Source organism: Aeromonas aquatica, assembly GCF_000764655.1.
Lineage (GTDB): Bacteria > Pseudomonadota > Gammaproteobacteria > Enterobacterales > Aeromonadaceae > Aeromonas > Aeromonas aquatica.
Map to the genome: position 1 here is coordinate 36766 of NZ_JRGL01000089.1, position 12443 is coordinate 49208.

11 protein-coding genes and 2 tRNA genes are annotated in these 12443 nt (G+C 61.9%); 7 read left to right on the top strand and 6 right to left on the bottom strand.

What is annotated here, in order from left to right; genetic code table 11:
- Positions 1-192 precede the first annotated feature (192 nt).
- Positions 193-885 carry a tRNA/rRNA methyltransferase gene (locus LG30_RS0109325; protein ID WP_033130437.1) on the bottom strand — a complete coding sequence of 231 codons (693 nt, stop codon included), beginning with the start codon at positions 883-885 and terminating at the stop codon, positions 193-195.
- A gap of 264 nt (positions 886-1149) precedes the next feature.
- On the opposite strand from LG30_RS0109325, the gene aceK reads away from it, so the two are divergent.
- Positions 1150-2877 (top strand): bifunctional isocitrate dehydrogenase kinase/phosphatase, encoded by a 1728-nt coding sequence (gene aceK, locus LG30_RS0109330; protein ID WP_033130438.1) that lies wholly within the window; start codon positions 1150-1152, stop codon positions 2875-2877.
- 101 nt (positions 2878-2978) lie between these two features.
- Here aceK and LG30_RS0109335 read toward each other — a convergent pair whose 3' ends face one another.
- Positions 2979-3368, bottom strand: a complete 390-nt coding sequence (locus LG30_RS0109335) for an META domain-containing protein (protein ID WP_033130439.1) — start codon at positions 3366-3368, stop codon at positions 2979-2981.
- A gap of 166 nt (positions 3369-3534) precedes the next feature.
- On the opposite strand from LG30_RS0109335, the gene LG30_RS0109340 reads away from it, so the two are divergent.
- Complete coding sequence (locus tag LG30_RS0109340) at positions 3535-4011, top strand: hypothetical protein (protein WP_033130440.1); 477 nt, start codon at positions 3535-3537, stop codon at positions 4009-4011.
- A 4-nt stretch (positions 4012-4015) separates the two neighbouring features.
- Here LG30_RS0109340 and LG30_RS0109345 read toward each other — a convergent pair whose 3' ends face one another.
- On the bottom strand, positions 4016-4495 hold the full coding sequence (locus tag LG30_RS0109345; RefSeq protein WP_033130441.1) for a putative 4-hydroxy-4-methyl-2-oxoglutarate aldolase: 480 nt from the start codon (positions 4493-4495) through the stop codon (positions 4016-4018).
- Positions 4496-5083: 588 nt separating this feature from the next.
- On the opposite strand from LG30_RS0109345, the gene arcA reads away from it, so the two are divergent.
- Positions 5084-5803, top strand: coding sequence for a two-component system response regulator ArcA (gene arcA / locus LG30_RS0109350; RefSeq protein WP_033130442.1), 720 nt, complete (start codon positions 5084-5086; stop codon positions 5801-5803).
- Positions 5804-5950: 147 nt separating this feature from the next.
- Here the strand turns inward: arcA and LG30_RS0109355 are convergent.
- A tRNA-Gly gene (locus LG30_RS0109355) sits at positions 5951-6025 on the bottom strand.
- A 104-nt stretch (positions 6026-6129) separates the two neighbouring features.
- Positions 6130-6203 (bottom strand) — tRNA-Gly (locus tag LG30_RS0109360).
- A 201-nt stretch (positions 6204-6404) separates the two neighbouring features.
- Between LG30_RS0109360 and cydD the strand changes: the two genes are divergently transcribed.
- The 4 genes from cydD to LG30_RS0109380 all read left to right on the top strand — a co-directional run bounded on the left by cydD (position 6405) and on the right by LG30_RS0109380 (position 11255).
- Complete coding sequence (gene cydD, locus LG30_RS0109365) at positions 6405-8180, top strand: heme ABC transporter permease/ATP-binding protein CydD (protein ID WP_033130443.1); 1776 nt, start codon at positions 6405-6407, stop codon at positions 8178-8180.
- Positions 8173-9921 (top strand): heme ABC transporter ATP-binding protein/permease CydC, encoded by a 1749-nt coding sequence (cydC, locus tag LG30_RS0109370; protein ID WP_033130444.1) that lies wholly within the window; start codon positions 8173-8175, stop codon positions 9919-9921. The genes cydD and cydC overlap by 8 nt, the downstream gene beginning before the upstream one ends.
- A gap of 566 nt (positions 9922-10487) precedes the next feature.
- On the top strand, positions 10488-10862 hold the full coding sequence (gene rcsF / locus LG30_RS0109375; RefSeq protein WP_033130445.1) for an Rcs stress response system protein RcsF: 375 nt from the start codon (positions 10488-10490) through the stop codon (positions 10860-10862).
- Positions 10863-10868: 6 nt separating this feature from the next.
- The gene (locus LG30_RS0109380; protein WP_033130446.1) at positions 10869-11255 is read left to right on the top strand and encodes a DUF488 domain-containing protein; all 387 of its coding nucleotides are present in this window, start codon (positions 10869-10871) and stop codon (positions 11253-11255) included.
- A gap of 73 nt (positions 11256-11328) precedes the next feature.
- On the opposite strand, the gene LG30_RS0109385 is transcribed toward LG30_RS0109380, so the two are convergent.
- Positions 11329-12321 (bottom strand): NAD-dependent epimerase/dehydratase family protein, encoded by a 993-nt coding sequence (locus LG30_RS0109385; RefSeq protein ID WP_033130447.1) that lies wholly within the window; start codon positions 12319-12321, stop codon positions 11329-11331.
- Positions 12322-12443 lie beyond the last annotated feature (122 nt).

Consider the following 12443-nt stretch of genomic DNA (forward strand, 5'->3'; position numbering starts at 1 on the left):
CCCGTACTGGGTGGGTACGGGCCTTTTAAGATTTCTGTGCTTGTTCGTCAGCGCATCAACCGGCCCCAGTGCCACCTGTGGTGGTACCGGTAATAATGGTGGTGGTGATGACGTTGATGAATGACTGCATGACGAACACTCTTGAACGAAGCTGGCTTTTAGCAATACCGCGCCGACAGCAAGGCTGTCAACCTAAACCTCTTTGCCGAACTTGCGAGCGAGGTCTTTACAGAGCAGATGCAGCATATTCAGATCCCGCTGCGGCAGCATGGGCACTCGGTCCATCACCCATTGATGTAGTTTTTCATCCTGCGAAACTCCGATCTCACCAAGTATTTCTGCTGTTTTTGATTTCAGTACCCGAACCTGTCCGGTGTTATCAATATTTTCTGCTACGACCTCGGCCTCGTCCAGCAAGGGGCTCATCTCATAGGCATACAGCATGATCGCCTGCCCCAGGTTCAGCGACGGGTAGCTCACCTTGAGCGGCAGGTAGCTGATGAGATCCACCTGAGCGAGCTGCTCGTTGGAGAGGCCGGACTCCTCGCAGCCAAACACGATGGCGACCTTGTTCACCGACGGCTTGGCGCGGATCTGGTCGCGGATCTCCCCCGGCGTCAGGTAGTGCTGGTAGCGACCGCGCTGGCGGGCCGTAGTGGCGATCACCAGATCCATGTCGGCAAGGGCTTCAGGCAAGCTATCAAAGGCCTCAGCCTCGGCCAGGATCTCCTGCGCCCCGTGGGCGACCCAACTCGCCTCTTCCTCTTCGTGTACCCGGCTGGCCACCAGGCGCATGGCATCGAAGCCCATGGTTTTCATGGCGCGGGCGGCCGCCCCGACGTTGGCCGCCCGGGCTGGTGCCACCAGGACAAAATAGAGTTTCATTGGGTTTCCTCTTGGGCAGGGCCGACCTCTCTCATCAAGGGTAAAGCATCGGCAAAACAGGGGCGCAATCTACCGTTTATCCCCGAAAATTGCCACTTGAACAGACGTTTGAATGTTGCCATAGTGACCCAATAGGTGGCCAAATTGCCGTCAATGATCCACGAAGTTACCGCGATGGACCGGCGGTGTGCGGATCGGGAACGAGCCGACAGACAGGCCACCACCGCCGTGCTATCGGGCCGGCTCATCACAAGGAAGAGAGAGATGCAGCAGCCATTGGAACAGGCCGTCGCCGAGACGATCTTGCAGCGCTTCGAGTCGTTTTACAGCCGGTTTCTCGAAATCACCCAGGGCAGCAAGAGCCGCTTCGAGCACGGTGACTGGCTGGGAGTGCAGCTCGCCGGACGCGAGCGTATCCGCCTCTATGACCATCATGTCGGCGCCACCACGGCCCTGATCAAGCAGATGATGGGGGAGCAGTTGCCGAGCCAGACGCTGCTCAAGCAGGTGAAGGGGGCCTTCAGCGATCTGCTGCCCCGCTGTGACAACTTCGAGGTGGCGGAGTCCTTCTTCAACTCCGTCTACCGCCGCATCTTCCGCCATCGCAACATCCGCGACGAGAACCTCTACATACACCCGTTCCGCAGCCGGGGAGATCACCCCGACCTGAGCGCACTGCTGCGGGTCTATCGCACCGATCTCGCCCATCTGCCGCAGACCCTGAGCCAACTGCTGGGGGATTACAGCTTCACCCTGCCCTTTGAGGACAAGCAGCGGGACATCATCGACATTCATCGTCATCTGGCGGAGAGCGGCCCGGCCATACTGCACGAGGAGCCGTTCGCCATCGAGCTGCTCAAGGAGGTGTTCTACCGCAACAAGGGGGCCTATCTGGTGGGGCTCATTCGGGTGAAAGGCGAGGTGCATCCCTTCATTCTGCCCCTGCTCAGCACCGGCCAGAGCATCTATGTGGACACCGTCATCTTCGAGCCGGAGCTGGCCTCCATCGTGTTCGGCTTCGCCCGCGCCTACTTCATGGTCTATGCCCCGGTGCCGGCGCTGTTCGTGCTGTTCCTGCGCCAGATCATGCCCCGCAAGCCCGATTACGAGATCTACAACGCCATCGGCTGCCAGAAGCACGGCAAGACCGAGCTCTATCGCCACTATCAGCAGCACCTGGCCCAGAGCTGGGAGCAGTTCGTCATCGCCCCCGGCATCAAGGGGATGGTGATGAGCGTATTCACCCTCCCCTCCTACGACGTGGTGTTCAAGGTGATCAAGGACGAGTTCACCCCCCCCAAGGATGTGAGCCACGAGCAGGTCAAGGCGAAGTACCGGCTGGTGAAACAGCACGATCGGGTGGGCCGCATGGCCGATACCCAGGAGTTCACCAACTTCGAGTTTCCCCTCGAGCGGATCTCCCCCGAGCTCTTGGCCGAGCTCAAGACGGTAGCCCCCTCTGCGCTCACCCTCACCGCCGACAAGCTGGTCATCAAGCACCTCTACACCGAGCGCAAGATGATCCCGCTCAACCTCTATCTGGACAAGGCGGACGAGCAGCAGACCCGGCTCGCGCTGGAGGAGTACGGCAACGCCATCAAGCAGCTGGCTGCGGCCAACATCTTCCCCGGCGACATGCTGTTCAAGAACTTCGGCGTGACCCGCCACGGTCGGGTGGTGTTCTACGACTACGACGAGATCTGCTACATGACGGAGTGCAACTTCCGCCAGATCCCGCCGCCGCGCTATCCCGAGGACGAGTGGAGCGCCGAGCCCTGGTACTCGGTCGCCCCCAACGACATCTTCCCCGAGGAATTCGCCACCTTCCTGCTGCAAAAGCCCCAGGTGCGAACGATCATGATGCAGGTGCACAAGGAGCTGTTCGATGCCAGCTACTGGAAGATGCTGCAGGGCAACATCAAGGAGGGGGTGTTCGAGGATGTCTATCCCTATCGACGCAAGAAACGCTTCCGGTTTCAGCGGGGGGGATGAGTCATCTCATCCCGATGACCATCAAAAAAGGGACGCCATGGCGTCCCTTTCTAATACCGATGCGAGCGTCCGATTGCGACAGACGCTGACGGCAGTGCCGGTTATTTCACGGCATCGAAGGTGAGCAGCGTCGCCTTGTTGGCATCGCTCAGCACCAGTTGCTGGCCCTTGATCTGGAAGGCCGCGACCTTCTCCAGGGTCTGCAGATAACTCATCTCCTTACCGGCCAAGTCCCCCATACACATCATGCGGGTCGCCCCCAGCGGGCCCAGCACCAGGACACCGTCACCTTGCTGGGTGATGGCGCCAAAGTAGCGGTTGCAGCCGCCCTTGCCGGCCACCTTGTCACCGGCGACCTGCAGGGTGAAGGCGTCGCCGCTTGCCCCTTGCAGTTGCCAGTTCGATGCCTGCAGCTCTGCCATATTGGAACCCGTTGCCATGGCGCAGCCTCCCAGGGCCAGGGCGGCCAGCAGGGTCAGTTTCTTGTTCATGCGTTCATCTCCCGATGGAAAAAAGCGTGAAGACGCGGAATGAGGGGCCTGTGTACCACGAGCGTGGCGCCAATTAAAACTCTTTTATTGTGAGCGAGGTTGCCTTTACTCCCCGCAGTCCTGTGCCATGCTTGTAGTCCTGTTCGGACCCAGGGAGGGGAAACGAATGGTCAAGTCTCTGATTATTGTGCTCACATCCAGCCTTGCGCTTTCGGCCCAGGCAGCCGACTGGAGCTTTCTCCAGAACGAATCAGACAGCCAGCTCTACGTGAAAAGCTATTCCGGCGTACTGCTCGGTACTCAGACCCACCACAGCGACAACTTCGATCTCTGGCTCATCAACACCGGCTACCAATATCCGGTCGAGGATAATGTCAGCCTCTACATGGAGGCAGGGCCCGCCATCGGCGCCCGCAGCGAACAGGCTGGCTTCAATATCAGCTCAGGGGTGCGCTACCAGCTCTCCCCCTCGCTCAACATCGGCAGCCAGCTCAAACAACTGGAAACCAGCAAGCCCAGCACCCTGGTGGAGCTCAACAGCAGCCTGTTATTGACCCCTCAGCTCGCCCTCACCGCCAACTACGGTGTCAGCGCCTTCAGTGCCGAGCAATTTCTCATCCTGGGGGTGGGCCTCAACTTCTGATCCTTCAGAGGAGCCGGGCGCCGCTCACCAGCACGCCATTGAGATCGGCGTAGACATAGTCGCCCGGCGCTATGATCATCCCGGCAAAAGAGACCACGACATCCAGCTCACCCCGCCCCAGCTTCTCGGTCTTGACTGGACAGGCCGCCAGCGCCTTGACGCCTAACGCCAACGTCGCCAGGGTACCCAGATCCCGCACCGCGCCGTGGATGAGGATCCCTTCCCATCCCTGCTCCACCGCCTTGATGGCCAGCTGATCTCCGAGCAAGGCACGGCGCAGGGAACCACCGCCGTCGATCACCATCACCTTGCCCTGACCGGGACGGGTCACCAGCTCGCGCACCAGGCTGTTGTCTTCAAAACAGGAGAGGGTGACCGCCTCGCCGTAAAACAGCGACTTGCCGCCATAGTCGTGAAACAGGGGCTGCGCCACCTGCAGGGCATCGCCGTGTTGGTCGCAAAGATCGGGCAGTAAATCCAGCATATTCAGCATCCTTCCGTGGAATGAGTAAGTCCGCTCATTCTTTCATCAAGCCGCTATGCTGACAATCCAGAGAGAGGCAGCGCTGACGACCCAGGCTCGAACATGGGCTGCATTCTGGGCCTTGACCATGGCACAGGCAGGCCTGGATGGTGGTACCGAGGGGCAATAAGACACAGTTTTCTGTAGTTTTCCCACAAATCCATGTCAACCACATGTTACATCCCATTACATTTCATGGGGGCGAAAAAGCGGGCTAGCCCAAGTATCATGCAGCGAACTCAGGGATTGACTTATATCAAACCTGAGTTAAAAAGTTGCTATCTGACGGCAAAGAGTGTTGTTATGCGCCTGTTAACTGATAAAATGCAGCCACTTTTGTAATGGATGACTTTTCAGGCTTTGCTCGCTCAGACTTGATGAGTGCCTATGCATGGCACAGGGATGTTTGCCAACGCTGATACCACATTCGCGATGATTCGACCTGATTTTCATATCCAGGATGACGTAATAAATTTTCAGGACCGGTCGGATAACGCCAAAGAGTGTTAAAATTTCGAAAATTAACTGATAAGAATCTGGGAATACTCAATGCAAACACCGCACATTCTGATCGTCGAAGACGAACTGGTCACTCGCAATACGCTCAAAAGCATCTTTGAGGCCGAAGGCTATATAGTGCTTGAAGCCAACAATGGCGACGAGATGCACCAGGCCCTGACCACTCATACCATCAATCTGGTGATCATGGACATCAACCTGCCGGGCAAGAATGGCCTGCTGCTGGCACGCGAGCTGCGTGAAGATGACAACATCGCCCTGATGTTCCTGACCGGTCGTGACAACGAGGTGGACAAGATCCTGGGTCTGGAGATCGGCGCCGATGATTACATCACCAAGCCGTTCAACCCCCGCGAGCTGACCATCCGTGCCCGCAACCTGCTGAGCCGCACCATGAACGTGACGGCGGGCGGTGAAGAGAAGAAGCTGGTCGAACGTTACCTGTTCAACGGCTGGGCGCTGGACATCAACAGCCGCGCACTGGTCAGCCCGGCGGGCGACATGTTCAAACTGCCGCGCTCCGAATTCCGTGCCATGCTGCACTTCTGCGAAAACCCGGGCCAGATCCAGACCCGCGCCGAGCTGCTCAAGAAGATGACCGGCCGTGAGCTCAAGCCTCACGATCGCACCGTGGATGTCACCATCCGCCGTATCCGCAAGCACTTCGAGAGCGTGGGTGACACCCCGGAGATCATCGCCACCATCCATGGCGAAGGCTACCGCTTCTGCGGCGAGCTGGAGCAGGAATAATCCCTGTTCGTCAGATCCCTGTGTGGTAAGAAGAGGCGCCGTTGGCGCCTCTTCTGTTTCCGGCGATCGAGGCAAGCGAAGCTGGCCCATCCAATGAGCCGGAAAACAAAAAGCCCACTCGATTGAGTGGGCTTTTTGCATGAAATCTGGAGCGGGCAGCGGGAATCGAACCCGCATCATCAGCTTGGAAGGCTGAGGTAATAGCCATTATACGATGCCCGCAAGGCTCAGAAACTGCTGTCGATATTCGGGGATGGGTCTGCGTCTGGGGTAGCGTGCTAGGCAGAGGCAATAACGAGACGGGTCGTCTACCGGATATCGGAATGTGGAGCGGGTGATGGGAATCGAACCCACGTATGCAGCTTGGGAAGCTACCGTTCTACCATTGAACTACACCCGCGTCAGTGGCCTCTACTATATGCATTTTGCCGGTGAGCGCAATCACCGCCAGGGTGTTTTTTGCCGTAAATCAAGCTGTTCGACCAACTAATGAGCATGGAGGTCGTTTTTCAAGCAAACAGTCTCAGGCTCCCGGCACGGCAAGGTTGCCAAGCACAGGGGGCGACGATAGTCTTGCGCCACTCGTTTGAGGAGGGTGGTAATGGACAAGAATACGCAGAAACATCTCTATGGCTGGTTGCGCAAGCAGTCGAGCCATGGCCGACGCTGGATCGGTCTCTCCATCGGCCTTGGCATGGGCCAGGGCATCATGATGGTGGCCCAGGCCTGGCTGCTGGCGACCCTGCTCCATGGCTTCATCATCGAGGGTACTACCCCCGAGCAATCCATCCCCCTCTTCATTAGCCTGCTGCTGGTGACGCTGACCAAGGCCGGGCTGGCCTATGGCCGCGAGGTCGCCAGCTTCAAGGCGGGCAGCGCGGTGCGCCAGGCCATCCGCGAGCTGGTGCTCACCCGCCTCGGTCGCCTTGGCCCTGCCTACATCCAGCGCCGCCCCGCTGGCAGTTGGGCCAGCCTGCTGCTGGAGCAGATCGAAGACATGCAGGAGTTCTTCTCCCGCTACCTGCCCCAGATGGCCGTTGCCGTCTTCATCCCCCTGGTGATCCTGGTGGCCGTGTTCCCGGTCAACTGGGCCGCCGGCATCATCTTGCTCGGCACGGCGCCCCTGATCCCGCTGTTCATGATCCTGGTGGGGGTCGGCGCCGCCGATGCGAACCGCCGCAACTTCCAGTCGCTGGCACGCCTCTCCGGCCACTTCCTCGACCGCCTGAAGGGATTACGCACCCTGCAACTCTTCCTGCGCACCCAGGCCGAGGGCGAGGCCATCCGCGATGCCTCGGAAGACTTCAGGGAGCGCACCATGGAGGTGCTGCGCCTCGCCTTCTTGAGTACCGCCGTGCTGGAGTTCTTCGCCGCCATCGCGGTGGCACTGGTGGCGGTCTATTTCGGTTTCTCCTACATAGATCACCTGAACTTTGGCAACTATGGCGTCAAGGTCACGCTCTTTACCGGCCTGTTCGTGCTCTTCCTCGCCCCCGAGTTCTATGCCCCGCTGCGGGAGCTTGGCGCCCACTATCACGCCAAGGCACAGGCCATCGGCGCCGCCGAGCAGTTGCTGGAGTTCCTGGAGGCCGAGGTCAGCGAACCGGCTTCCGGCAATGCTCCCTTCCATGCAGATAACCCCATCCGGGTGGAAGCCCGTAGGCTCGAGGTGCTGAGCGCCGAGGGCAAGGTGCTGGTCGGCCCACTCGACTTCCAGCTGACAGCCGGTTCGCGTACGGCCCTGGTCGGCATCAGCGGAGCGGGCAAGAGCTCGCTGGTCAACGCCCTGCTCGGCTTCGCCCCCTATCGCGGTGAACTGAAAGTCGATGGCCAGGAACTCGCCGAACTGGACATGAGCCAGTGGCGCCTGCAACTGGGCTGGCTATCCCAGAACCCGCAGCTGTTCCACGCCTCCTTGCGCGACAACCTGCTGCTGGCCAAGCCCTCAGCGAGCGACGCCGAGCTGGAAGCGGCTCTGAAACGGGCCCAGGCCTGGGAGTTTGCCAGGGAGAAGGGCTTTGACTATCGAGTCGGTGATCAGGCGGGCGGCCTCTCGGTCGGTCAGGCCCAGCGTCTCGCCCTGGCCCGCACCCTGCTCAAGTCGACCCAGCTGATGGTGCTGGATGAACCTACCGCCAGCCTGGATCGCCACTCGGAACGCGCCATCATGAGCACGCTCGAGCAGGCAGCGGCAGGCCAGACCCTGCTGATGATCACCCACCGCCTCGATCAGCTCACCAAGATGGACAATATCCTGGTGCTGGAACGCGGTTTGTTGGTGGAGCAAGGCAGCTTCCAGCAACTCAGTGAGGCCAAGGGGCCCTTTGCCCGCCTCTTGTCACAACACCTCTCCCAAGGGGACTCTCTCGATGCGTGATCTACTGCCGTTTCTGCGCCTCTATCGCCAGCACTGGCTCAGCCTCTCCCTCGGCCTGCTGCTGGCGCTGGTGACCCTGGTGGCGGGCATGGGGCTGTTGTCCCTCTCCGGCTGGTTCCTCTCCGCCGCCGCGGTGGCCGGTCTGGCCATCGCCAGCCGCGACACCTTCAACTACATGACCCCGGCCGGTGGGGTGCGCTTCTTCTCCATCATCCGTACCGCCAGCCGCTGGGGTGAGCGAGTGGTGAGCCACGACGCCACCTTCCGGGTGCTGACCCGGCTGCGGGTCTGGTTCTGGCAAAAGCTCTCCCCGCTCCAGACCAGCGCCCTCGCCGGATTCCGCCAGGCGGACCTGCTCAACCGGCTGGTGGCCGACATAGACGCCATGGATCACGTCTACCTGCGCCTCATCACCCCCATAGGGGCGGCCCTGCTGAGTTGCGCCGGGCTGGTGTTCTTCCTCTCCTTCTTCGACAGCCAGCTGGCACTGACCCTGGGCGCCATACTGCTGCTCGGCATGATTGCCCTGCCGCTGGTGTTCTACTTCGCCGGTCGCAAGCCGGGCCAGGCCTTGATCGCCGAGAAATCCAGCCTGCGCACCCGGCTGGTGGACTATCTGGACGGCCAGGCCGAGTTGCAGATGTTTGCCGCCGCCCCCAAGGCGCTCGATGAGTTGCAACAGGCCGAGCAGGCCCTGATCCGCGCCCAGGCCCGCATGGCCAGGGTGAGCGGGTTGGCCAATGCCAGCGTCCAGCTGCTGAGTGGTTGGACCCTGACCCTGATGCTGTGGCTGGCCGGCCACGGGGTCGGCGGCGCGTTGCCGGATCCCATCACGGCGCTCATGGTGTTCGCCACCCTGGCGAGCTTCGAGGCATTGCTGCCACTGGCGGGGGCCTTCCAGCACCTCTCCACCAGCCTCACCTCGGCCCGTCGTCTCAACGAGATCCTGCAGGAGGCCAAGGCCCCCGACTGGGGTGACGAGCAGCAGCCTGCCCACGATGGCTCCCTGCGGATCACCGATCTCCACTTCGCCTACCCCGGCAACCCTCAGCCCGTGCTGCGGGGTTGCAGCCTGCGACTGCAGGCCGGTGAGAAGCTGGCGCTGCTGGGCCAGACCGGCTGTGGCAAGTCCACCCTGATGGGGCTGCTGACCCGGGAGTGGAACCCGCAGGCGGGGGAGATCCTGCTGGGTGGCAAACCCTTGACCTCGTACAGCGAGGCGGCACTGCGCACCTCCTTCTCGGTAGTGAGCCAGCGGGTGCACCTGTTTGCCGCTACCCTGCGGGACAACCTCAAGCTGGCCGCGCCAGAGGCCGACGATGCACGGCTCATCAAGGTGCTGGAGCAGGTGGGCCTCGGCACTTTGTTGGAAGATGACTCTGGGCTGGAAGATGATGCCGGGCTGGACGCCTGGCTCGGGGATGGCGGTCGTCCGCTCTCCGGTGGCGAGCGCCGCCGTATCGGCATCGCCCGCGCCCTGCTGCACGACGCCCCGCTCTGGCTGCTGGACGAGCCGACCGAGGGGCTCGACAGCCAGACCGAGCGGGAGATCATGGCGCTGCTGTTCAGGCTCGGCGCCGAGCGCACCCTGCTGCTCATCTCCCACCGGCTGATCGGGCTGGAGCAGATGGACAGGATAGCCCTGATGGAAGAAGGACAGATCCGTCTGTGCGCGCCCCACGCAGAGCTGCTGGCCGACGACTACTACCGCAGCCTGCATCAGCGACTGGCGCCGATCTGATACCCGTGCCAGAAAAAGCACGACAGAAGGGGGAAGCCGCCTGTGCGCCCTCCTCCTCTCCGAGCTGCTGGCCGATGACTACTATCGCAGCCTGCATCAGCGGTTGGCGCCGATCTGATTCCCGTGCCAGAAAAAGCACGAAAGAAGGGGGAAGCCGCCTGTGCGCCCCCTCCTCCCCGAGCTGCTGGCCGATGACGACTATCGCAGCCTGCATCAGCGGTTGGCGCCGATCTGATTCCCGTGCCAGAAAAAGCACGAAAGAAGGGGGAAGCCGCCTGTGCGCCCCCTCCTCCCCGAGCTGCTGGCCGATGACGACTACCGCAGCCTGCATCAGCGGCTCACACCAGCCTGAACGCTATGAACCCAAGAGGGGGCATTCATGCCCCCTCACTCTTTTGCCTCTTTTGAAAAAATGCCGGTCCGATGACGACGAACGTCGCCAGCCCCCAAAGACCAGCACAGGCCCGATCCCCGTCACACCCCGTCTTGCTGGCTAAAAATGGGGCTGGTCCCGGGCAGCAACTGGCCCCTATAATGACCCCCTCACCGTTCAACAAGATGCCGACATGAAACGCCTGACCCTATTGCTGCTGCCCCTTTTCACCTCAGGTTGCGCCTACTTCTCCTTCAACAGCAATCTGGACAAGGAAAACTTCGACGACTACTTCAAGCCGGGCGGCGTCCGGATCTATGAACAGAGCCAGCTTGCCGACCTCAACTACCTCTACCTCGGCACCGTCGAGGGGGAATCCTGCCAGAGCGACGCCAATCAGGCGGTGCCCAACGCAGGGGAGGCGCGCACCTTGGCCCGTCGCCGCGTGGCCGACATGGGCGGCAACGGCGTCAGCTTCGACAAGTGCGCCGAATTCAGCGACGTGCCGGGCTGCCTGAAGCAGGTGATCTGCTACGGCCAGGCGCTGAAAGTGGCCGAAGAGAAGTAACCAGAAATGGCGCTGGCCATCGTCCGGCTCGGCAGCCCCCGCCTGCCCGATGAGGGCTTGCGCATTGGCACCGTCCGTCGCCCGCCCCGTGGCGTGCCCAAGAGCGAATTCGCGAACCAGGATTGGTACGACGTCTGGTTCCCCAACCTGGCCCCCAGCCCCGAGACCATGAAGCTGGGCCAGGGCGCCGAGACCCCCGCTCAGTGGGCCACCTTCTGCAAGCAGTACAAGGCAGAGATGGCGACACCGGCCGCGAGGCACGATCTCGCGCTGCTGGCCGCCCTCTCCCACCACAGCAACCTGTCGGTGGGTTGCTATTGCGAGCAGGAGTCCCGCTGTCATCGCAGCATCTTGAAAGAGCTGCTGGTCGGCTGCGGCGCCAGCCTGCGCTAAATCTCGTGGTTTCATTGCGATAAAGGGCGTCCCGTGGGACGCCCTTTATCGCATGACATAGACCAACCACAGCCTATGGCAGAGCGCTGACCCGCAGGCGCTGACGCAGGGCCTCCTCCTGCTGCGCCGTCATCCCCGTCACCGCCCCCTGCCCTCCCTCTGCCAGCCACTGGGCGAGATCGGCCACCGTCTCCTCCAGCGGCCGGAAGTTGAGCCCCTGCACTATGGCCGCCTCGGCGCTGATCCGGCCGTAACCTGCATACTCCGCCAGCTCGCTCGGCAGCAGGGTGGGGTAGCTCTGCCAGGACTCTACCCCGGCCCCCAGCAGTGCGGGCCAGGGCTGCCACTCGGGCTGGATAGGCACCGCCGGGGCCAGCCGCGCGGCGAGGCGCTCCACCCAGTCCCCTAGCGCTATGCCTGGTTTGAGCAGGTTGAACACCCCTCCCAACCGCTGCTCGGCGGCCCGCAGCACGAACTCGGCGCAGTCCCGCACGTCCAGATATTGCAGCCTGTCCTGCCCCGCCCCCGGCAGCAGCCAAGGGCCGCCGCGCTCTACCCGCTTCACCCACCAGGCCAATCTTCCGGTGTGATCATGGGGGCCACAGAGCACCCCGGGGCGCAGTATGCACAACCGCTCCCCCCAGCGGGCCAGGTATTCTTGCTCGCACAGTACCTTGAGGGGGCCGTAGTCATCCGGCATCTCCCCTGCGGGGATCCGGTGCAACGGCGCCGACTCGTCCATTCCCGGTTGGGCGAAGTCGCGATAGACGCTGATAGTAGAGATGAAGATCAGCCGCTCGCAGCGCCCGAGCAGGGCCGCGGAGAGGCTGGCCGCCTGCTCGGGTCGATAGCAGCAGGTGTCGATGACCAGATCCCAGTGCAATCCCTTCCCCAGCAGCGCGCTCAAATCCTGGCTTCTGTCCCCTCGCAGCGCGGTCAGCTCGCGCCAGTCCGGATGCTGGCGGTGGCCGCGATTGAACAGCGTCACCTCGTGGCCCCAATCCAGCGCCAGCGCGGTGAGATGGCGCCCCAAAAAGCCGGTGCCGCCGATAACAAGCAGTTTCATCCCTGTCCCCCTATGCGGCGCGATCGCTTGCCTTGAATGAGGTGCGAGTGCCATGCCGACATGACTCTCGCCCCAGCCTACGCAAGTCGACGCCGTGGCACAGCCGCCATAGTGCCGGGATG

Excerpts from the sequence above, each read along its gene's own strand:
- LG30_RS0109325 (WP_033130437.1), bottom strand. The coding sequence starts at position 885 with ATGAAACTCTATTTTGTCCTGGTGGCACCAGCCCGGGCGGCCAACGTC.
- aceK (WP_033130438.1), top strand. The coding sequence starts at position 1,150 with ATGCAGCAGCCATTGGAACAGGCCGTCGCCGAGACGATCTTGCAGCGC.
- LG30_RS0109335 (WP_033130439.1), bottom strand. The coding sequence starts at position 3,368 with ATGAACAAGAAACTGACCCTGCTGGCCGCCCTGGCCCTGGGAGGCTGC.
- LG30_RS0109340 (WP_033130440.1), top strand. The coding sequence starts at position 3,535 with ATGGTCAAGTCTCTGATTATTGTGCTCACATCCAGCCTTGCGCTTTCG.
- LG30_RS0109345 (WP_033130441.1), bottom strand. The coding sequence starts at position 4,495 with ATGCTGGATTTACTGCCCGATCTTTGCGACCAACACGGCGATGCCCTG.
- arcA (WP_033130442.1), top strand. The coding sequence starts at position 5,084 with ATGCAAACACCGCACATTCTGATCGTCGAAGACGAACTGGTCACTCGC.
- cydD (WP_033130443.1), top strand. The coding sequence starts at position 6,405 with ATGGACAAGAATACGCAGAAACATCTCTATGGCTGGTTGCGCAAGCAG.
- cydC (WP_033130444.1), top strand. The coding sequence starts at position 8,173 with ATGCGTGATCTACTGCCGTTTCTGCGCCTCTATCGCCAGCACTGGCTC.
- rcsF (WP_033130445.1), top strand. The coding sequence starts at position 10,488 with ATGAAACGCCTGACCCTATTGCTGCTGCCCCTTTTCACCTCAGGTTGC.
- LG30_RS0109380 (WP_033130446.1), top strand. The coding sequence starts at position 10,869 with ATGGCGCTGGCCATCGTCCGGCTCGGCAGCCCCCGCCTGCCCGATGAG.
- LG30_RS0109385 (WP_033130447.1), bottom strand. The coding sequence starts at position 12,321 with ATGAAACTGCTTGTTATCGGCGGCACCGGCTTTTTGGGGCGCCATCTC.